We start from the raw sequence: 19202 nt of genomic DNA on the forward strand, positions 1-19202 counted from the left end.
ATGTCCTGTACGCGTGTTGTTGAGATATGTAACCAGAAGGGCCTGCATGCACGGGCCTCGGCGGCATTCTCTCGAACAGCGCAGGAATTTACTTCAAGCATTCAGGTCTCGCGCGCCGGTATGGAAGCGGATGGAAAATCCATCATAGAGCTGCTCTCGCTTGGCGCGGGTAAGGGCTATGAGATTGAAATTTCTGCCACTGGCGAAGACGCCGAAGCCGCTGTTCAGGCTCTCATTGATCTCGTGAATAATCGCTTTGGGGAAGAGTGCTAGGCTGAATCCTTAGCGGTTCGCGCCGCTACGGTCTGCGATATTCGGACGAAGCAGACGATCTGCGCCGCCATTTTCCCGATCACCGCGTTCACGACCCGGCCCGAGGGTCAGGGTTTCAAACATGATGCGGCTTTCATCATTCTCAAAGCGCTGCGACAGGGTGAGCATGCCCTGAACAAACTCGTCTTCGGTTACCTGATTGGGCGTCGCAGCAGGAAACAGGCGCGGATTGGCAATGACATCATTTTCGCCAGCAAAGCGCGCTGCCCAGTTGCGTTGCTCGATAGGTGTCAGAACTTCATTTCCGTCCTGATCGGCATTGCGAAAGGCAAGGCGTGCGCCTGCTTCGATCTCGTCATGCGTAATTTCGAGGTCGAGATTGCGGTCGAAGGCAATAAAGATCATCGCGCCAGACTTCAGGAATGTCGCGCCGGCGCGGTCTTCGTTCAGGCCGTTTCCGCCACGCACGGGCAGACGCTCCTGGGCAAATGACGTCCCGATGAGAGACAGGCAGAGCCCGGCTCCGGCCGCCGTGATCATGGCTTTGAACGCGCTGTTTGCTGAAGCTTTCACTCATCGTCTCCGTCTGGTTCGCGGTGAGACTATGCTCACATTTCTCCCGCGCAAAGCATTTTGTCCGTGGCTGACTGAATTGTCATCTTCAAAAAACATATAAAGGAATATTTATATGGTTTGGTGATTATGGTCGTCTCTGGTATATGCGACCCAGAAATTTTCCCCTTTGAAAGGCTAAACCCATGTCCAACGATTATCAGGTTGCCGATATTTCCCTCGCTGACTTCGGTCGCAAGGAGATCGAAATTGCTGAAACAGAAATGCCGGGCCTGATGGCTGCGCGCGAGGAGTTTGGCGCGAGCCAGCCTCTTAAAGGCGCGCGCATTGCCGGATCTCTGCACATGACGATCCAGACGGCTGTTCTCATCCAGACGCTTGAGGCGCTGGGCGCAGAAGTGCGTTGGGCAAGCTGCAATATCTACTCCACGCAGGATCACGCTGCTGCGGCGATCGCTGCTAATGGCACGCCTGTCTTCGCGCACAAGGGTGAGACCCTCGAAGAATATTGGGATTTTGCTGACAAAATCTTCTTCTGGCCGAATGGCGAGCTTGCCAACATGATCCTCGACGATGGCGGCGATGCGACGATGTATATTCTGCTCGGCGCGCGCGCTGAGGCAGGTGAAGACGTTCTCTCCAATCCGGGCTCTGAAGAAGAGGAAGTTCTCTTCGCCCAGATCAAAAAGCGCCTTGCGGCAAGCCCGGGTTTCTTCACGAAACAACGCGACGCTATTCAGGGCGTGACAGAAGAAACAACGACAGGCGTGAACCGTCTCTATCAACTCGTTGAAAAAGGCATGCTGCCTTTCCCTGCGATCAACGTGAATGATAGTGTCACCAAGTCCAAGTTTGATAACAAATACGGTTGTAAAGAGAGCCTTGTAGACGCGATCCGCCGCGGCACAGACGTTATGATGGCAGGTAAAGTCGCATTCGTTGCAGGCTATGGCGATGTGGGCAAAGGGTCTGCTGCGTCTCTTGCTGGTGCTGGTGCACGTATCATCGTTTCAGAAGCTGATCCGATCTGTGCGCTTCAGGCTGCAATGGATGGCTTTGAAGTGAAAACGCTGGAAGGGTCACTTCCCCGCGCTGACATTTTCGTCACCTGTACGGGTAACCGCGACATCATCACGATCGACCATATGCGTGAGATGAAGGATATGGCGATCGTTTGTAACATCGGTCACTTCGACAACGAGATTCAGGTCGAAGCTCTTCGGAACTATAAGTGGACGAATATCAAGCCGCAGGTCGACATGATCGAATTCCCTGATGGCAAGCGTATCATCCTTCTCTCTGAAGGCCGCCTTGTGAATCTTGGCAACGCCACGGGTCACCCGTCTTTCGTTATGTCCGCGTCGTTCACTAACCAGACGCTCGCGCAGATCGAACTCTGGACCAAAGGCGACCAGTACGAGAACAAGGTCTACACCCTGCCGAAAACACTGGACGAGAAAGTGGCTGCGCTTCACCTCGACAAGCTTGGCGTGGAACTGACCCAACTGAACCCGGTTCAGGCGTCTTATATTGGTGTGAAGCCTGAAGGCCCGTTCAAGCCGGAACACTACCGCTACTAGGCGGACGCAAAATCAGACGAAGAGAGCGCTGGGCATCACCGGCGCTCTTTTTGTTTCAACTGAGCTTTTTGCCGATTTCGATCACGGCATCAATCAGCAGGTCGAGATCAGAAAGCTGCGTCCGGTGATTGGTGATGTTTACCCGTATAGCCAGATGCCCGTTAATGCGGGTGGTAGATGGCGCAGCTATGCCGTCTTCCTGCAGTCGGATGACGAGTTCCTGGTTCAGCGTATCCAGTGCCGCTTCGTCCAGACCCTCTGCAACATAGCGGAAACAGCAAATATTGAGTCCCATATAGCTGAGCAGGTCTAGCTCTGGTTCTGTCTCGATCTTGCTGGCCAGATATCCGGCCTGTTCGATATTCTCATCGACGACTTGGCCCAGTTTTTCCGGGCCATGCTCGATGAGTTGGGTCCACACTTTCAGGGCGCGAAAGCCCCTTGAGAGTTCGGGGCCAAGATCGACCGGCCATGGCAGGTCCGAACCGATGCCCCGTCCGGCATCGGCCAGATAATCAGGGCGGTCGGAAAATGCGCGCAACTGATGTTCGCGGTCACGTATGAGCACGCAACCCGCATCGTAATTCACCTGCATCCATTTATGGAAATCAAAGCCGATAGAATCGGCGAGCTCGATACCATTGAGCTTCCCGCGATGGCGATCGCTGAGTTGAAGCGCCGCCGCAAAAGCCGCATCGATGTGGTACCAGAGGCCTTCGCGCTTTGCGATTTCACCAACCGCGCGAAGATCATCAATCGCGCCGCGATTGACCGTGCCCGCTGTCGCGCAGACAACGAATGGTTGCCGGCCGGCCTCGCGATCCTCTGCGATAGCCGCTTTAAGTGCATCAGCGCGAATGCGCCCCATTTCGTCCTGCGGCAGTTTGCGAAGGCTGGCTTTGCCAAGCCCCAGCATATCGAAGGCACGCTCAAAACAGGCGTGAACGCCCTGCGAGGCATAGCCGATGAGTTCTGGCCCGCTGCGAACGCCGTCAGCGCCGATGGTGAAAGCAGTCGCGACGTCGCGCGCCGTTTTCAGGCCGATCAGCGTTGCCATGCTCGTGCCGGTTGTAATAAGACCGGAGCCGGTTTCCGGCAGGCCGAAAAGCTCCAGACACCAATCAATGACTGCCCGTTCAACGCGGATTGCTGCGTGATTGCGCCCGCCGCAGTTTGCGTTGAGCGTCGAGGCGACCATATCCGCCAACAGGCCAGATGGCGTTCCCGCGCCATGCACCCATCCAAAAAAGCGAGGATGGGAATTGCCAACGCCAAAGGGCAGAAGAGATTTCAGAGCAGTATCGGGCGTGCTTCCGCCTTTACCGGAAATCTGAGGCAGTTCCAGATCGTCCGGATGACGCCAGACCGGCCCCTCCCGATACGACTCCATCTCATCGAGCACGGTTTCCAGCATGTCGCGGGCTCTGGCGCGAAAGGCCTGCCAGTCGTCCGGATCGAGAGTGTGCGTCATGAATGTGCCTGTGAGGTGACTTCGTCGAAACCGCTGTCTAGCGTTCACATATCCGTGAAGACAACAGCTGAGTGCCAAACTAAGTCGCCTTGCTCCGCCGGAAAGACGTGATCTACTCAGGTTTGAGTGAGGAGACCTGCATGGACGACTTCAAACGCTGGACGATAACGCGCCGTGATACCGAATACGAAAATCCGTGGATTCGGGTAGACCATAGCGAGGTGATCGCCCCAACCGGCGCTGACGGCATTTACGGCACTGTTCACTTCAAAAATCTGGCAATCGGGATATTCCCGATTGATCAAGACGGCTTCACCTGGATTGTCGGCCAGACCCGTTTTGTCTTTGATGCCTATAGCTGGGAACTGCCACAAGGCGGCGGGCCACGCGGTGAGCCGCCGGTAGACACGGCGCAGCGTGAGCTATCTGAGGAGTGTAATCTGGCCGCGGAAGACTTCATTCCGCTATTTGAAAATCTTCAGGTCTCCAACTGTATTACAGACGAAATCGGCCATGCCTTTATTGCACATGGTTTGTCGGCGAGGTCCGGAACGCCGGATGATACCGAAGAGCTTACGGTGCGTCGTATCCCTGTTTGCCGACTGATCGAGATGATCGAGGCAGGCGAGATCAGGGACATGTTTACTGTCATGATGGTCGCGCGGGCCTGTCAGCTTGCCGCGATGGGCAAGCTTCCAGAAGACATTGCGCGCCATTTCCGGTTCTAGGAGCGGCTATTTTACCGCGTGATAAACCTCTGTGCGGCAAGTTTCCGGATCAACAGTTGTCGGATCATCAACATAGATTTCCCAGACCGGCATTGCCTTGGTCAGGCCCTCTTTTTCAGTCGCGTCCCAGATGTCTTTATGGGTCTGGTTCAGGTTGGCGTAAGAGCCGACATGGGTTGCCATCATCACATCGCAAACCGGGATTACGCCCACCTTGATGCTGCCCGTGGCTTTCGAGGCGTCTTCTGAGTTGATCAGAAAACCAGCGCGAAACGGCATGGTGTCGCCCGTTGGCATCTCTGCATAGAGAGACATCGGCATGCTGGCGGGTGCGATATTGTTCTGGCCGAGGAAGGTGTAGACCTCGCCAAAGCCCGTCGCCATCGCGTTTGAAATCTCTTCCGGAGAAAACTCCGGCGCGCGTTCGACATACAGATATGTCTGCGCGGGCAGCGTTTTGCGTTTGATCTCCATATCGTCCCTCCCAACAGAGACGGAAGTAAAATGCCAGAAAGCGATCTTGGCAAGTTTGACGGAATTCAGCGCATGCGACCGCACAGGGCGGCAATGCCCTCTGCGGCGTTGTATGCGGCCCAGTGAAGGGTGATCAGATCTTCCGTCTCATTAGGCGGGGCGCCTTGCGTGGTTTCGGGTGGTGGTCGCCAGTCTTTCAGCGGCAGAAACAGGTTCGCCGGTCTTGTGATAACTGGCGTGGCGCGAACAGCTTTTTGCCGCGATACGATCATCCCTGCCCAGATCGCGGCGAGCTTGTCCGCGCGGTCATCGATTTCGGCTCTGATGATTTTGAGCCTCTCAATGCGCGCCAGAAGGATATCGCAGGAAAGTACGTCGTCATTCCTTGCGCGCCGTTGCGGCGTTCGCGTTACCTTCAGGGATGGTGTAGCTTTGGCTGGTCCTGCTTCGCTCGGCATGGATACGGAGAATCCGGGCGGCGCGGGATCGCGCTTTTGTATGCCACGCAGTGCCGCAAACGGATGAAGGGGTGGTTCGGGTGTCCGGCTGGTTCGCGCAGGCGCGCCATTCAGGCCAAATGGGCGCGGGGTAATTTCGCCCTGTCGCAGGCGTTCGAAGACCGCCAGAATGATCGCGCACCGCAAAAAGTGTTCGGCCCGTACAACCATGCTGGTCAGTCTTCTGACGTCATAGCGAAACAGGCGCGGTGTACCGTCCTCATCAAAAATGCCCCAGTCGTCGGCGAAACAGGCTGCCAGCTGAATATAATGGCTGATGCGCAATTTTAGCGCGGAGAGCGTTTCGCTCGCATATCTGATCGGCCCGGTAAGCATGGCCAGAGGTTAAGGGTGGAAATGGTGGGGTGGGATTGTTTCAGAGATGCGATGCTCGTGTCAGGTAATTAAAAGTGCCTGCGGCTCAGGTCACTTGCGCCTGAACAGTCGCCTATGATGGTTGTTTCTTTATGTGTGCTCGGCTAAGAGGTTCGCCATTCGGCTCGCCCCGCCTGCGCCCAGCCCAGTCGGGCTGTTGGAGCCTCTGCACGAGCACCGCGAAGGCGCAGAACGCCCGAGTGAAACGAGGAACAGCGTTCGAGCATGACTTACAAAACCTCCATACTCACGCTCTTTCCGGAGGCCTTTCCGGGCATACTCGGCACGTCTATTATCGGTCGGGCGCTGGAAAATGACATTTGGTCGCTAGAAACACTGGACATTCGCGCATTTTCTGATCATAAGCACCGTTCCGTTGACGACACCCCTGCCGGGGGCGGTGCTGGTATGGTACTGCGGCCCGATGTGGTGGCGGCAACAATTGATGCGGTTGATCGAGAAGACCGACCGCTCATTTATCTGAGCCCGAGAGGTAAAACGCTTACTCAGGCCCGGGTGCGAGAGTTATCTCAGTCCCCGGGAGTTATACTGATTTGCGGACGCTTTGAAGGCCTGGATGAGCGCGTGATCGAAGCGCGCGGCATTGAGGAAGTCAGTATCGGGGATTATATCCTCGCTGGCGGTGAGGTGGCAGCCATGGTCCTTCTTGAGGCGGCTGTCAGGCTTCTTCCGGGTGTCGCGGGAAATGATCTCTCGCTCGAAGAGGAAAGTTTCGAGTCCGGCTTGCTCGAATATCCTCACTATACGCGACCGCGCGTGTGGGAGGATCGGGCAATTCCGGACGTATTGCTGTCGGGTAATCATGGCGCTGTTGAGAAATGGCGACGCGAAAAAGCCGAAGAGCTGACAAAGGTTCGCCGACCAGATCTCTGGAAGGCACACATGGAACGTAAAGAGCAAGGCTGAGAAGCCTGGTTTGAAAGGCCGGAGTAAAGAAGATGACGAACATCATCGCAGAGCTTGAAGCAGAAGAGATTGCCCGCGTTGCTGGCGACAAAGAGATCCCGCACTTTTCTCCGGGTGACACGCTGACAGTAAACGTACGCATCAAAGAGGGCGAGCGTGAGCGCGTTCAGCGTTACGAAGGCGTTTGCATTGCACGTTCCGGCGGTGGCCTGAACGAGAGCTTCACAGTTCGCAAGATTTCTTTCGGTGAAGGCGTTGAGCGTGTATTCCCGCTTTACTCCCCGAACATTGAAAGCATCGAAGTGAAGCGTAAGGGTAAAGTTCGCCGTGCGAAGCTTTACTACCTGCGTGACCGTCGCGGTAAATCTGCTCGTATCGCTGAGCGTACATCTGGCCACGGCATTGAAGTTCGCGAAAACATCCTCGGCAAAACCGAGCGTAAGCGTAAGAACGAAGCAGCTAAAGCTGAGCGTAAAGCAGCAGCAGCTGAAGCACGTGCAGCAGCGGCTAAAGCTAAAGCGGCTGAAGAAGCAGCGGCAGCAGCAGCGGCTGAAAACACTGAGGGCGGCGAAGAGTAGATCTTTCGCATCGCGTCAGTGAGAATTTGAAAGGGCGGTCCTAACGGGCCGCCTTTTTTGTTTGAATTCAATGCTGTTCGGGCTGCCAATTATGGTTGACGTGGCGGCAACCATGAATTCACATAGCGATATGCCAAAGGGGCATATGCATATGGGGCATTAAAATGGGCATTATGAAAGAATTCAAAGAATTCGCGATGAAGGGTAATGTTGTCGACATGGCTGTCGGTTTCATTCTCGGCGGCGCGTTTTCTACAATCGTAAAGTCTCTGGTCAACGACGTTATCATGCCGCCAATCGGACTGGCGCTTGGTGGTGTTGATTTCGCGAACCTGAAAGTCGTTCTGAAAGAGGCTGTGATGAACGGCGAGGAAGTCGTGACAGAGGCGGTTTCTATCAATTACGGCATGTTCATCAACAATGTGATTTCCTTCATCATTGTTGCAGCATGTCTGTTCTTCATCATCAAAGCGATGAACTCACTGAAGAAAAAAGAAGAAGAAGCGCCAGCAGAGCCTGAAGCGCCGCCGCCACCACCGCGTGAGCAGGTTCTGCTTGAAGAGATCCGCGATCTTCTGAAGAAGTAAGCGCAACGTCTCACGACAAACAAAAAACGCGGCCTTTTGCAGGCCGCGTTTTCTTTTGGATGCTCTCTCGTGGGCTATTTCACATACTCGACGAAGAACTGGTCCGTATTGCCGCGAATATTTGGCGCAAACACGTTGGTCGTGCCGTTATCGAGCGGATTTGCGAACATGTCAGAGCTTTCGCCGAGCCGAAGACCCGCAGATGTTGCCATCTCATAGATAATGTTCGGATCGATGCGGTGGGTATCGCCGCCGGTAGATGGGGGTGCGCCAGCGGGCGCGACATGGTCAATCACATAGAGCCGGCCACCCGGTGCCAGAATGCGGTAGATTTCAGCGAATGAACCGGACGGATCGCCCAGCCCGTCAGGCGCATTGTCCGGCGTGTACCAGAGCTCGTGTGGTCCCTGAAACCAGGTGACGACGTCAACGGAGCCCGACGGCACGTCGCGCATCGCATCAAAATCTGATTCCAGATAGGTGACATTGGCTGGTAGTGAGGTAAAGCGAGGTGGCAGGTCGCCTTCCCAATAAGCAGAAAACGGTGCTGGGTTTTGCATGTAGACCTGACCCTCAGGGCCAACTACGCTCGCGAGGAATGGTGTAAAGTAACCACCGCCTGCTTCCATCTCGACGACTGTGTCGCCGATCTTCAATTCCATAAATGAGAGCGTTTCAACCGGCTTGCGGATGGCGTCACGCTCTAGGTCGGCTTCAAGGCGGCCCTGCGCGGCGAGTGCGGCCGTATAGACAGCCTGATAGTCAATCGGCGGCGGTGGTGGCTCGGATGTTGCGCAAGCGGCAACGGCAAGCGCGCTCGCGGCGGTCAGCAGAGTAGTAAGTTTCATCGATGTCCCTCCAGCTAGTCAGCGAAGTTTAGCATGACACAGCTGGAGCATATCTCACATAGGCGTGAAAGGCCGGAACGGAGAATTCTTACGGCTTCTCATATCGGATGAGGAACTGATCTGTCCGTCCACGGATTTCAGGCGTGAACACATTGAGTGTCCTGTCGTCGTCCGGATTGGAGAAGAGATCGGATCGGGCGACTTCCACAAATCCTGCAGTCTCGGCAAAGCCATCGACGAGTGCAGATGCAATTCGGTGTGTGTCTCCGCCGGTTGTAGCAGGTGCGCCTTCAGGCGCTTCGTGATCCAGCAGGATGAGGCTTCCGCTAGGCCGCATGACGCGGAAAATCTCGGCAAAGGTTTCGTCCGGATCGCCAAAGCCTTCCGGGCGATCATCCGGTGTAAACCAGAGCTCGTGTGGGCCGAGCATCCATGTGACCACATCGACCGAGTCGCTCGGCACGGCGCTCATATCGTAGAAGTCGGCAATGAGCAGCTCAACCTGATCTGGCAGGCTGTTATTGGCCATTCGCGGATGGGTGTCCGTGTCCCAGAATTGGATGAAGTTGGCAGGCGCCTGCAGATAAACATGCCCGTCTTCGCCAACGACATGGGCGATCATCGTGGTGAAATAACCGTTTCCGGCTTCCATTTCGAGAACGGTGTCGCCGGGCTGAATGCCAGTGAATTCCAGCACCTCAACCGGTTTGCGCATCGGGTCGCGTATGCGGTCTTCATCGGTTCGGTTCTCAAGGTTCAGTACGTCTGAATAGGGAAATGGCGCGCTCTCCCCGGCAGCAAAAGCCGCGCCTGAAAGAGCGGTAGCGCCCGCTATAGCGATGATAAGTGATTTCATGTCCAGCCCTCCGGTATATTGCGTCAGCCTAAACCGAGGGTGCGCTGCGCCGCTGTACACAAGCGCGTGACGTTCCTTACTTCTGCGTAGGAAACCTTACGGGCTGCCGCTTCAGCAGGCAGCGGCCGCGCGCTCAATCACATGGGCGTAACAAGGCTCGACAGGGTGAATGGCCTCTGTCTAACTTCCGGCATGATCGTCTGGGGAGTGACTATGCATCTGAAATTTATTGCCGCCTGCGCCGCTGTGTTCTGTAGTTTCATGCCTGCAATGGCCGAGGCGCCTGATTTCTCAGAAGCACGGTTTGAAGAGCGGGACGGCTTTTTCACGCTGCAGGTCGATACCGAAGGCAATAAGATTTACGCACAGCTGCCTGCAGCCGGCGAGGATGGCGTCGTCCTGCGTATGATCCATACCGCAGGGCTGACAGGCGGGCTTGGGTCTAACCCTGTCGGTCTGGATCGCGGCTGGTGGCGCGACGGCGAGATTATGGCCTTCCGCCGCATCGGTGACCGGCTCATTCTGGAGATCGAGAACCTCAATTACCGCGCCAGCGCGGATAATCCTCTGGAAGCGCGTGCCGTACGCGAGAGCTTTGCGACTTCTTTCATCGCCAGCATGGAGATCCTGTCTGATGAGGATGGTCTCGTTGTCGATATGACCGATTTCCTCACCGCGGACACGCTTGGGCTGGTTCAGTATCTGGCAGATGCGGGGCAGGGGCGGTTTACGGTCGCCGGTGACCGCTCGCTTGTCGATACCGCGAACGCTTTTGCCTTCCCCGACAATATCGAGATCGACGCCTATCTGACGCTTCGCAGCGCTGATCCGGGCCGCGAGGTTTCCACGACTGCGGCGAATGGCACAGATGTTACCCTGATCCAGCACCATTCTTTCGTGCGCCTGCCGGAAGAAGGCTATACGCCGCTTGAGGCTGACCCGCGCACGGGCGCTGTCACCATGACCCATTATGACTATTCAGCCTCGCTGACAGACCCGATCGAGACACGTTATGCGCGCCGCTATCGCCTGCAGCGTGATGAAAACGGCGAAACCATCAACCCGATTGTGTTCTATATCGACCCGGGCGCGCCAGAGCCGATCCGCTCAGCGCTTCTCGATGGTGCCCGCTGGTGGAGCGACGCGTTCGCTACGGCAGGTTTCCCTGATGGCTACCGCGTGGAGCTTTTGCCGGAAGACGCGCACCCGCTCGATATCCGCTATAACGTGGTTCAATGGGTGCATCGTCAGACGCGCGGCTGGTCTTATGGCGGCGGCATTGCAGACCCGCGCACCGGCGAAATGCTGAAAGGTCATGTCATTCTCGGCTCGCTTCGCGTGCGGCAGGACCGGATGATTTTTGAAGGCCTTGCAGGCACGCAGAATGTGGGCACAGGCGCGCCGGATGATCCGGTAGAGCTAGCGCTCTCGCGCATTCGTCAACTGTCGGCGCATGAGATTGGTCACTCGCTCGGCTTTGCGCACAACTTTGCGGCCAGCACGTATGATAAAGGCTCGGTGATGGACTATCCCGCGCCGGACATTCGGGTGAGCGGCGGCGCGCTTGATTTCTCGAACGCTTACGGTGTCGGCGTTGGCGCGTGGGACGAGTTCGCGGCGACCTGGCTTTATGGCGAGCTGACGGATGACGCGCGTGAAGCGCTTGTCCGTGAGGCGGTCGCTAATGGGCTCGTCTTCGTTGATGATGGCCATGCGCGCGGTATTGGCACCGGCCATCCGCTCGGAAATATCTGGGATAACGGGGCGGACCCGCTCTGGGGTCTGGAGCAGGCGATGGGCGTGCGCGCCATTGCGCTTGAAAATTTCGGCGTAGACCGTGTGGCTGAGGGGCGACCTGTCTCTGATCTCAATGCGGTGATTGTGCCGATCTACCTCTTCCATCGTTATCAGACGGCAGCAGCCGGTAAGCTGATTGGCGGCATGACGTTTAATTACAGCGTGCGCGGGGATGGCCAACCGGCGGCGCAAATGGTGCCCGCCGCCGACCAGCGTGACGCGGTCGATGCGATCCTTGAGACCATCACGCCGGAGTTTCTGGATCTCTCTGATGACGTTCTGAACCTTCTCACGCCAAGCATTGATGCCTATCTGGCGGCTGCGCCAACGCGGGAATTGTTCGCGCGTAGCGCATATCCGGCATTCGATCTCACCTCTGCGGCGGATACCTCAGCGCAGATGACATTCGATGTGCTTCTACATCCGCAACGCGTTGCGCGTCTGATCGAGTTTTCTCGTCGGGACCGTTACCAGATGAGCGCGGTTGAGCTGTTTGATGCCATTCGTATTCAGGTCATGGTCCAGCCGCGTGAGCCGCGTCTTGCGGGCATCGCAGAAACCGTGCGCGCCCGTTATGCCTTTGCCTTGATGGATCTGGTGGATGCCGAGACATCATCTGCGGTGGAGGCTGCGGCGTCTGCTGCGCTGGGTGAGCTGAAGAGCGATGTTTCCGGTCTTGATACGGCTCATGGCGACTGGCTGGCCGAACAGATTGCGGCGTTTGAAACCCGTCCGCGTGAGGCTGCGCCTGCGGTTGTAGACGCGCGGGGGCTGCCGCCGGGCGGCCCGATTGGCATGGACGCTTACGAAACCTGCTGGTTCTGCGAGTAAGCGTTAATCAATCCCGATGCGGGATTTTCTGCCTGCTGAACGGCGCAGAGAGATGACGGCCTGATCCATAATCTCCTGTGTGGCTGCGCAGGCAAGCTGCGGGCCGAGCATGGCTGGCGCGCCTGTCCATTCACAGGCGAGACCGCCTGCGCCGCGCACAACCGGAATGAGGGCGGCAATATCGTGCGGTTGAAGGCCGGTTTCAGTTACCAGCTGGATGTCACCTGCAGACAGACGTGCATAGGCGTAGGCATCAAGGCCATAGCGGGTGAGGCGGGCTGTCTGGCGCAAATGTTCGAACGCGCCGCGTTCTGAGGGTGTCAGAATGAACGGGTCGGTCGTTGAGAGGATCGCATTGGTGAGGCGGGTTTCATCTGAAACTTTCAGCGGGGTGACTGCGCCGCGCACATTAATTTCAGCGCCGTTTGTCCAGCCGGTATAGCGTTCACCCAGATAGGGCTGGTCGATAATGCCGATTTCAGGGGAGCCGTCCCTGACAAGGCCGATCAGCGTCGTCCATGACGGCAGGCCTGCAATAAAGGCGCGTGTGCCATCAACCGGATCCAGATACCAGGTCCAGCCGGATGTGCCTTCGGTCACGCCGAATTCTTCGCCATTAATGGCGTCATCGGGGACTTCGCGGGTGAGAATTTCCCGCATAACGGCTTCTGCGTCCCGATCTGCCTTCGTGACAGGATCGAAATCGCCTTCGCCAAGCTTATTGTCCGTTTCGCCGTGCCGGCGGAACAGGGCAAGCGTTACATCACGCGCCGCATCGGCCAGCTTGTGAGCCAGCGCAAGGCGCGATTGCATGTCAGCTGACAGCGCGGAGGAAGCAGTAGAAGGCGTGTTCATACACCTTCCACTGCCTCAACATGGCTGTTCAATCAAGCAACGTCTGAAGAGGTGGACTCCAAAGACTTTGCAAGTTCGAGAAGGCGGCGGCGTGGGCGCTCTTCCAGACGGTAGTATGCGCGGACGAGTTCGAGCGTTTCTTTCTGGGAAAGAATGTCGCCTTCGAGCTTTTCTGCGTCATTGGCTGGTGTCACGTCATTCTCATAGGCTTCGAGGCCATCAAAGAAGTACTGAACTTTTACGTTGAGCGCTTTTGCGAGCTCATAGATGCGGCCGGATGTGATGCGGTTCGCGCCACACTCGTATTTCTGGATTTGCTGGAAGCGTACGCCAACTTGTGAAGCAAGTTCCTGCTGGGTCAGTCCGAGCAGGCGGCGACGCCAGCGAAGTCGTTTGCCGACGTGTAGGTCAATATCAGTAGCCATGTGTCTCTCCGAAACAATCGTCCCGTTTGGGGACGGTTCAGAGGGGAATGAGCAAGCCGCATGCCGACTGACAGGCGAGTAGGGGTTCGGTTTTTGTGCGCTGCACAATAAAAACATGTCCGATTGGTCATTCTGTGACAAAAATCTCACGAAAGATTACCGTATATGCGAAATTGTCGCAGAAAAGGGGCTTGCATTTTTTGCGGTGCAGCGTATTTTGATTTCACAACGTCTGACGTTGTCGCCCTGATTTGGGGCGTTTCCTCCCTATGACTTTACAACCGCGCTCTAACCAGCGCGGTTTTTTTTGTCTTTTTTCAGTCCATAGCAGCTGCTGTGACTGCGCGTTCCTATCGAATTGGTAGACTTACAGGGGCGTGTTCAGCCAAAGTGAACGCGAATTGATTTTCTGGATGATGAAGCATGCATTCTCGGGCATGGACGTTTTCAATTTCCGCAGCGATCGCCACGTGCTGTCTGGTTTCCTGCTCGGGCTCACTTGCCAGGCACGCTCGCCAACCTGATTCAGCGATGACACTTTGCTCTCTAAGAGCGATTGCTTCAGATGTTGAGCAAACGGTGACGGTAGAAGCATTTGTTCGAGACGAGATTCGATTGCTTCGTGACGGGAATTGTCCGGACTTTGCCGTACCATATGAGGTGTCTAGGGCGGAAACAAACGGCGGACTGCAGTTTGAACAAATGGTCAACGCCTCAGATTATTACGCCTCTGATGTGCAAGCAGTTTTCACTGGACGACTGGTGAAGTTAGACGAGCATTTAGTTTTGTTTGAGCTAACGGATGTTCGCGACCCGACCTTTGTGCCGTTAGATTAAGTTCGTTGTGAATTTAACATGCGCGTGCCCTCTGCCCAGTTCATGATGGAAAGTCCAAGGGCCTTCATGTCTGATTGCAGCTTATAGAAGCCGGGTTTCAAGCGCACCGTGTCTTCATCCATATAAAGACGGCGGTTGATTTCTATCTGCAGGGCATGACGGTCTTCCAGCGGGCGCCCGTGATGCTGGGTGCAGTATCCACCTGCATAGGGAATGTTTCGAGCGACTTTATATCCGAGCGCGAGGAAATGGTTTTCCACTGTGCGCGCCAGACCCTCATCGCAGGAGGCGCCATGGCGCGTGCCGATAATAATGTCTGTGCGGATGCGCCGTCCCGCAACGAGCGACGGCATGGAGTGGCAGTCGATCAGAACCGACCGGCCGCAACGCCGTTTGATCAGGTTCAGCCAGTTGGTGAGCGCGCGGTGATAGGGGCGATAGGCTTCCTGCAGGCGCGCTTCAGCTTCGTCCCGGCTGAGCTTTCTAACGTGAATGTCCTGACCTGAGGCGGCAATGCGCGGAATACAGCCAAGCCCCGCCTCAACACGCGGGCTTCTTTCACCTGCAGGCGTTGGCGCGCCGTCTGAAAACATGCGCGAGTCGAGTTCCGTCTCAGACCGGTTGAGGTCCACGTAGGAGCGGGCAAAAACGGCGCTCAGCGTGCCAATGCCCAGCTCGGACACCGGAGAAATCATCTGATCGATAAAGGCGTCTTCTACACGGCGTAAATCCATAAGCGGTACGCGCAGGAGAGACTGGAATTCGTCAGGATAATGCCGCCCGCTATGCGGGGATGCGAACATAACCGCACAATCATCCTGAGGCGCTGACAGCTGGAATGCTGCCTTTTGCGCCTCATCTTTGGATGAGTTGAGCTGAAATGTATTCACTTGCGTCATTTCGTTTAGGGTTTAACCTGAAAATATCCTGCAGTCTTCGACAGACGTTCACCGTCAGTTTACAATGGTTGAGGATACTCCAAAAGGGTTCGGTGGAATACAGGTCTCGTAATGACAAAAATCCTACTTGCTGAAGATGATGACTCCCTGCGCAGCTTTCTGACTGCGGCGCTGCGCCGTGCCGGTCATGAAGTGCAGGCGTTTGAGGATGGCGACACCGCGCTGACCGCGCTTGAGCGTGAAGTCTTCGATCTGCTTCTCACCGATATTCAGATGCCTGGCATTGACGGTATAGAGCTGGCGCGCCGCGGCGCGGAACTCGATCCGGCTATGAAGATTGTCTTCATTACGGGCTTTGCGGCTGTCGCACTGTCTAACAAGGCAAACACACCTGCAGGCGCGAAAATCCTCTCCAAGCCATTCCACCTTCGCGAGCTTGTCGACGAAGTGGAACGTGTGATGGCGGCCTGAGCCGCCACCAGGTCTTCTCCAAAATTTATTAGTCTGCCGGTTGGTCGCGGCCTTCGCGGTTCGCAATGCGTACCGGCCATGCTTCCTCGCGGAACGATAGCGTGGACTGCGGGAACGGGATGGTAACGCCCGCTTCATCAAGCGCGTCCTTCACGGCGAATGCGACTTCATCATAGGTGTTGCGCTGTTTGGCAGGCTGGCTGTCTGCCCACCAGAGCAGTTTGAAATCAATACTCGAACCACCAAAGCCGACACACTTCACCTCGGTATCCTTCGTGCGATCGACCGTCTCACAGCCATCCAATGCTCTCTGCAAAGTATCGCGCACCTGACGCATGTCAGCGTCATAATCGACACCCACGACGAGATCCTGTCGGCGTAGGGGCTGGTCTGTCTGCACTTCCACAGGGTTTTTGAACAAGTGGGCATTTGGAACAATGATCAGCTCGCCAGATGTGTCGCGAACATGCGTTTCTCGGATCTGAATGTCTTCGACGCGTCCGAATACGTCGTCGACTTCAATCACGTCGCCAATACGCATTTTCTTACGCGCCAGAATGATGACGCCAGCGAGGAAGTTCTCGAAAATATCCTTGAACGCAAAACCGATAGCGACAGTCGTCAGACCGAGACCCGCAATCAGGTTAGCTGGCGTAATGGATGGGAAAACAATCGTTACAGCAACAGCAATCGCGATGATCCACGATGCGATAACAATCAGATTACCTGCAAGCCTTATGAGGGCGCTCCGCGTGCGTGCGCGCTTCATGATTGATGTGATGACTTTGCGGATGATTGTCGCTGCCACCAGAATGGCAACCAGCGTGATCAGTGCGAGGCCGATCTGCGGCAGGCGGGAGATCAGGCCCTGATATAGCGAAAGAATTGTGCCCCAGATAAGGGCGAGCGGTTCAAATTCTGCAGAGTTTTCCATGCATGACTAATGCAGGAATCTGCGCAGGGTTCCGAACCGCCCGAAACCTGTTAGCCGCGGCAGAGCGCGCAGAGCTTGTTGCCGTCAGGGTCGCGCAGATAAGCGAGGTAAAGCTTCATACCGCCGCCTTCGCGCCAGCCTGGCGGGTCTTCAATCGGTGTGCCGCCCGCTTTTTCGCCGGCCGCGTGCCATGCGTCGGCAGCTTCGGTTGTCTCCATAGCAAAGCCGACCGTAGACCCGTTGCCGATTGTCGCCGGATTGCCGTCAATTGGCTTGGTGACGAGGAAAACGGCTCCATTGTGGGCATAGACCAGACGGCCTTTCGGATCGAGAATGCCCGGCTTACCGCCCTGAGACTCAAAAAGTGCGTCGTAGAATACCTTGGCTTTATCGAGGTCGTTGGACCCGACCATCATATGGCTGAACATAGTCTCTCCCTATACTGACAGGCCCATACAGGCCTGTTCCAACGTTGATATTCGCGAGTGCGGTGTGATTGTCCAGCCATACCGTGAGGTGAAGGGGCATTGTTTCCGGTGAACCCATTGCGGCGGAAGGCGTTGGTAGATCGAAACCAGATCTAACGGAGCGACCTCATGCAACTGATCGAAAGCAAAAAGAAGAAAGCAGTTATGTACACTGTTGGTGTGCTGGGCATTGTGATGATTGCGCTTGGCCTGGCGCCAATGCCGAACGTCATGCTGCCACCTCTGGTAACAGGCATAGGCTTCCTTGCGCTGGCCTGGGGTATGAAGGCTTAGCCCTGCTTTAGCAGCCCGCGAAGCCGCTCAGCTGAAAGGGCGTAATGCAGCGCGATCAGCGCAGCATGGGAAAGAGCTATCCATGCATGTCCGGCAAGATGGAAGGACAGTGATCCGCCAAGCAGGATTGTAAGTTCTATGGCCAGTCGAACCGGGCCGGAGACGCGCACTGGTGCCTTGCCAGACCGGCTTGGATCATCTGGAACATTGAAAACGCCCCACACTATGGCCGCGAGGAGTACAGCGGCGATAGCATACGCGTAGCCAATCATTCCTTCGCCTGCCTGAAAGGCGGCTAAGCCGATACCGGCAAGAGCCGCAAGCTCAAGGCAGAAGCGTAGAAGAAGATTCATAGTGTCCCCCGCAAAAAAGCCGCACACTTCTCAGTATGCGGCTTCCTTTAAACTAATCCGACCGCGCGTGACTTAGAAAGTCACAACAGAGCGGATCGACTTGCCTTCATGCATCAGATCGAACGCGTCGTTTATTTTCTCGAGCGGCATGACGTGTGTGATCATCGGGTCAATCTGGATCTTGCCCTGCATGTACCAGTCGACGATTTTCGGAACGTCTGTGCGGCCTTTCGCGCCGCCAAACGCCGTGCCGCGCCAGTTACGACCCGTCACCAGCTGGAATGGACGTGTCGCGATTTCCTTGCCAGCTTCTGCAACGCCGATAATGACGCTTGTGCCCCAGCCGCGGTGGCAGCATTCAAGCGCCTGACGCATCACGTCTGTATTGCCTGTGCAATCGAAGGAATAATCTGCGCCGCCATCTGTCAGTTCAACGATGTGCGCGACAACGTCTGAGACGTCTTTCGGATTGACGAAGTGCGTCATACCGAATTTCTCGCCCCATTCTTTTTTCGCATTATTGAGGTCAACGCCGACAATCTTGTCCGCGCCAGCCATTTTCGCGCCCTGAATGACGTTGAGGCCAATGCCGCCAAGGCCGAAGACGACGACATTGTCGCCGACCTGAACTTTGGCCGTGTTGGTCACCGCGCCAACGCCCGTTGTGACGCCGCAGCCGACATAGCAGGCTTTGTCGAAAGGCGCGTCTTCACGGATTTTCGCAACTGCGATTTCCGGCAGGACTGTGAAGTTGGAGAAGGTCGAGCAGCCCATATAGTGATAAATGGTCTGGCCTTTGTAAGAAAAGCGGGATGTGCCATCCGGCATCAGGCCTTTGCCTTGTGTCGCGCGAATGGCCGTGCACAGATTAGTTTTGCCGGAGAGGCAGGATTTGCACTGGCGGCACTCTGGCGTGTAAAGCGGAATCACGTGGTCGCCCGGCTTCACACTTGTGACGCCCGCGCCAACTTCACGAACAATACCTGCGCCTTCATGGCCCAGAACACTCGGGAAAATACCTTCCGAATCAAGTCCGTCCAGTGTGTACGCGTCTGTGTGACAGATGCCGGTTGCCATAATTTCAACCAGAACTTCACCGGCTTTTGGACCTTCCAGATCCAGCTCAACAATTTCGAGTGGCTTTTTCGCTTCAAAGGCGACTGCAGCGCGGGTTTTCATGTTTGCACTCCGTAATTTTGCTGGTAACCGTTTAATCAATGCTCCAGATGAAATAAAGAGCTAAATTAAATATGCATAATTGCAAGGACGGGA

Annotated in this window: 23 protein-coding genes; 10 read left to right on the top strand and 13 right to left on the bottom strand. The window is 56.0% G+C overall.

The window, feature by feature from the left end; all coding sequences use genetic code 11:
* Entirely contained in the window at positions 1-273 is a 273-nt protein-coding gene (locus tag G523_RS0105340; RefSeq protein WP_022694002.1) for an HPr family phosphocarrier protein, read from the top strand.
* Positions 274-282: 9 nt separating this feature from the next.
* Here the strand turns inward: G523_RS0105340 and G523_RS0105345 are convergent, their stop codons facing one another.
* Positions 283-846, bottom strand: coding sequence for a hypothetical protein (locus G523_RS0105345; protein ID WP_022694003.1), 564 nt, complete (start codon positions 844-846; stop codon positions 283-285).
* A gap of 185 nt (positions 847-1031) precedes the next feature.
* Between G523_RS0105345 and ahcY the strand changes: the two genes are divergently transcribed.
* Complete coding sequence (gene ahcY, locus G523_RS0105350; protein ID WP_022694004.1) at positions 1032-2426, top strand: adenosylhomocysteinase; 1395 nt, start codon at positions 1032-1034, stop codon at positions 2424-2426.
* A gap of 55 nt (positions 2427-2481) precedes the next feature.
* Here the strand turns inward: ahcY and G523_RS0105355 are convergent, their stop codons facing one another.
* Positions 2482-3897: a pyridoxal phosphate-dependent decarboxylase family protein gene (locus G523_RS0105355; protein ID WP_022694005.1), complete on the bottom strand. Its 1416-nt coding sequence runs from the start codon at positions 3895-3897 to the stop codon at positions 2482-2484.
* Between the two features lie 140 nt (positions 3898-4037).
* Here G523_RS0105355 and G523_RS0105360 point away from each other — a divergent pair, with 140 nt between their 5' ends.
* Positions 4038-4625 (top strand): NUDIX domain-containing protein, encoded by a 588-nt coding sequence (locus G523_RS0105360; RefSeq protein ID WP_022694006.1) that lies wholly within the window; start codon positions 4038-4040, stop codon positions 4623-4625.
* A 6-nt stretch (positions 4626-4631) separates the two neighbouring features.
* Here G523_RS0105360 and G523_RS0105365 read toward each other — a convergent pair whose 3' ends face one another.
* Together G523_RS0105365 and G523_RS0105370 are read right to left on the bottom strand one after the other, a co-directional pair.
* Positions 4632-5099: a GyrI-like domain-containing protein gene (locus G523_RS0105365; RefSeq protein ID WP_022694007.1), complete on the bottom strand. Its 468-nt coding sequence runs from the start codon at positions 5097-5099 to the stop codon at positions 4632-4634.
* Between the two features lie 65 nt (positions 5100-5164).
* Positions 5165-5932, bottom strand: coding sequence for a hypothetical protein (locus G523_RS0105370; RefSeq protein ID WP_022694008.1), 768 nt, complete (start codon positions 5930-5932; stop codon positions 5165-5167).
* Between the two features lie 264 nt (positions 5933-6196).
* On the opposite strand from G523_RS0105370, the gene trmD reads away from it, so the two are divergent.
* The 3 genes from trmD to mscL all read left to right on the top strand — a co-directional run bounded on the left by trmD (position 6197) and on the right by mscL (position 8063).
* On the top strand, positions 6197-6898 hold the full coding sequence (gene trmD, locus G523_RS0105375) for a tRNA (guanosine(37)-N1)-methyltransferase TrmD (protein ID WP_022694009.1): 702 nt from the start codon (positions 6197-6199) through the stop codon (positions 6896-6898).
* A gap of 32 nt (positions 6899-6930) precedes the next feature.
* Positions 6931-7476 (top strand): 50S ribosomal protein L19, encoded by a 546-nt coding sequence (gene rplS, locus G523_RS21335; RefSeq protein WP_022694010.1) that lies wholly within the window; start codon positions 6931-6933, stop codon positions 7474-7476.
* Between the two features lie 164 nt (positions 7477-7640).
* On the top strand, positions 7641-8063 hold the full coding sequence (gene mscL, locus G523_RS0105385) for a large-conductance mechanosensitive channel protein MscL (RefSeq protein ID WP_022694011.1): 423 nt from the start codon (positions 7641-7643) through the stop codon (positions 8061-8063).
* A gap of 74 nt (positions 8064-8137) precedes the next feature.
* Here the strand turns inward: mscL and G523_RS0105390 are convergent, their stop codons facing one another.
* Together G523_RS0105390 and G523_RS0105395 are read right to left on the bottom strand one after the other, a co-directional pair.
* On the bottom strand, positions 8138-8911 hold the full coding sequence (locus G523_RS0105390) for a methyltransferase domain-containing protein (protein ID WP_022694012.1): 774 nt from the start codon (positions 8909-8911) through the stop codon (positions 8138-8140).
* A gap of 88 nt (positions 8912-8999) precedes the next feature.
* Entirely contained in the window at positions 9000-9767 is a 768-nt protein-coding gene (locus G523_RS0105395; RefSeq protein ID WP_022694013.1) for a methyltransferase domain-containing protein, read from the bottom strand.
* A 213-nt stretch (positions 9768-9980) separates the two neighbouring features.
* On the opposite strand from G523_RS0105395, the gene G523_RS18100 reads away from it, so the two are divergent.
* Complete coding sequence (locus tag G523_RS18100; protein WP_051134751.1) at positions 9981-12395, top strand: zinc-dependent metalloprotease; 2415 nt, start codon at positions 9981-9983, stop codon at positions 12393-12395.
* A 3-nt stretch (positions 12396-12398) separates the two neighbouring features.
* Here G523_RS18100 and G523_RS0105405 read toward each other — a convergent pair whose 3' ends face one another.
* On the bottom strand, positions 12399-13250 hold the full coding sequence (locus G523_RS0105405) for an inositol monophosphatase family protein (protein ID WP_022694014.1): 852 nt from the start codon (positions 13248-13250) through the stop codon (positions 12399-12401).
* 32 nt (positions 13251-13282) lie between these two features.
* Entirely contained in the window at positions 13283-13675 is a 393-nt protein-coding gene (locus tag G523_RS0105410) for a helix-turn-helix domain-containing protein (protein WP_022694015.1), read from the bottom strand.
* A gap of 423 nt (positions 13676-14098) precedes the next feature.
* Between G523_RS0105410 and G523_RS0105425 the strand changes: the two genes are divergently transcribed.
* Positions 14099-14512: a hypothetical protein gene (locus tag G523_RS0105425; RefSeq protein WP_155802593.1), complete on the top strand. Its 414-nt coding sequence runs from the start codon at positions 14099-14101 to the stop codon at positions 14510-14512.
* Here G523_RS0105425 and G523_RS18105 read toward each other — a convergent pair.
* On the bottom strand, positions 14509-15411 hold the full coding sequence (locus G523_RS18105; protein WP_022694019.1) for an N-formylglutamate amidohydrolase: 903 nt from the start codon (positions 15409-15411) through the stop codon (positions 14509-14511). The two genes, G523_RS0105425 and G523_RS18105, sit on opposite strands and share 4 nt — an antisense overlap.
* Positions 15412-15522: 111 nt before the next feature.
* Between G523_RS18105 and cpdR the strand changes: the two genes are divergently transcribed.
* Positions 15523-15882, top strand: coding sequence for a cell cycle two-component system response regulator CpdR (gene cpdR / locus G523_RS0105435; RefSeq protein ID WP_022694020.1), 360 nt, complete (start codon positions 15523-15525; stop codon positions 15880-15882).
* Positions 15883-15910: 28 nt separating this feature from the next.
* On the opposite strand, the gene G523_RS0105440 is transcribed toward cpdR, so the two are convergent.
* Together G523_RS0105440 and G523_RS0105445 are read right to left on the bottom strand one after the other, a co-directional pair.
* Complete coding sequence (locus G523_RS0105440) at positions 15911-16816, bottom strand: mechanosensitive ion channel family protein (RefSeq protein ID WP_022694021.1); 906 nt, start codon at positions 16814-16816, stop codon at positions 15911-15913.
* 50 nt (positions 16817-16866) lie between these two features.
* The gene (locus tag G523_RS0105445) at positions 16867-17244 is read right to left on the bottom strand and encodes a VOC family protein (protein ID WP_022694022.1); all 378 of its coding nucleotides are present in this window, start codon (positions 17242-17244) and stop codon (positions 16867-16869) included.
* Between the two features lie 168 nt (positions 17245-17412).
* Here G523_RS0105445 and G523_RS20835 point away from each other — a divergent pair, with 168 nt between their 5' ends.
* Positions 17413-17577, top strand: a complete 165-nt coding sequence (locus G523_RS20835) for a hypothetical protein (protein ID WP_022694023.1) — start codon at positions 17413-17415, stop codon at positions 17575-17577.
* Here the strand turns inward: G523_RS20835 and G523_RS0105455 are convergent.
* Both G523_RS0105455 and G523_RS0105460 read right to left on the bottom strand, forming a co-directional pair.
* Positions 17574-17930 (bottom strand): YrdB family protein, encoded by a 357-nt coding sequence (locus G523_RS0105455; protein ID WP_022694024.1) that lies wholly within the window; start codon positions 17928-17930, stop codon positions 17574-17576. The two genes, G523_RS20835 and G523_RS0105455, sit on opposite strands and share 4 nt — an antisense overlap.
* A 72-nt stretch (positions 17931-18002) precedes the next feature.
* Positions 18003-19109: an S-(hydroxymethyl)glutathione dehydrogenase/class III alcohol dehydrogenase gene (locus tag G523_RS0105460; protein ID WP_022694025.1), complete on the bottom strand. Its 1107-nt coding sequence runs from the start codon at positions 19107-19109 to the stop codon at positions 18003-18005.
* Positions 19110-19202 lie beyond the last annotated feature (93 nt).

This window comes from Ponticaulis koreensis DSM 19734, assembly GCF_000420665.1.
Taxonomy (GTDB): domain Bacteria; phylum Pseudomonadota; class Alphaproteobacteria; order Caulobacterales; family Hyphomonadaceae; genus Ponticaulis; species Ponticaulis koreensis.